At 73.9% G+C, this 827-nt stretch carries 1 pseudogene; it reads left to right on the top strand.

The annotated features are described in order from the left end of the window. Nucleotides 1–94: 94 nt before the first annotated feature. A pseudogene (locus HEQ75_RS27705) lies at nt 95–827 on the top strand (IS630 family transposase); the annotation flags it as partial.

Raw genomic sequence — 827 nt, 5'->3', positions numbered from 1 at the left:
ATACGCCCGGCGTCCTGCAGTGACTCATGAGTGTTCCCACGGTCACGGCGAGTGTGATTCGCTGTCCTTCGTGCTTGGCGAGGGGGCGGCAATGGTGGCGGCGGTGACGATCACGCGGCTGGATCTGGATGCGTCGGGGCTTCGGCGCGCGGCGCGGCGGTGCCGGCAGCCGCACGCGGCGCGGCGCATGTTGGCGTTGGCGCTGGTGCTGGACGGAGCGTCGCGGACGGATGCGGCGCAGGCTGCGGGGATGGACCGGCAGACGCTGAGGGATTGGGTGCATCGCTACAACGCCGAGGGTTTGGCGGGACTGCGTGACCGCCATGGGGGCGGCACGCCGCGTCTGCTGTCGCCCGAGCAGGAGCGCGAGGTGGCGCGCTGGGTGAGCGAGGGACCGGACCTCGAGCAGGATGGCGTGACGCGGTGGCGCCGGTCGGACCTGGTGCGGGCGATCGCGCGGCGGTTCGGCGTGGCGATGGCCGAGCGCAGCGTCAGCGACCTGCTGCGCCGACAGGGCTTCCGCCGGCTGGTTCCGCGGCCGCGCCATCCCGGCCACGACGCCGGGCGCCAAGCGTCTTTCAGGCCGACTTCGCCGCCCTCGTAGACGCCGCCCTGCCGGCGCAGGCCCGCGGCAAGCCGCTGGAACTGTGGTGGCAGGACGAAGCCCGGATCGGCCAGCAGGGCACCATCACCCGGCTGTGGGCCAAGCGTGGCTCGCGCCCGCCTGCGCCGCGCGACCAGCGCTACACCTGGGCCTACCTGTTCGGCGCGGTCTGCCCCGGCCGCGGCGTGGCCGCGGGCCTCGTGCTGCCGGCCGCCAATACCAA

The organism is Falsiroseomonas selenitidurans (assembly GCF_012103215.1).
GTDB classification, from domain to species: domain Bacteria; phylum Pseudomonadota; class Alphaproteobacteria; order Acetobacterales; family Acetobacteraceae; genus Falsiroseomonas; species Falsiroseomonas selenitidurans.
Note: the sequence above shows the minus strand (reverse complement) of the source record. Positions and strands in the feature narration are given on the sequence as shown.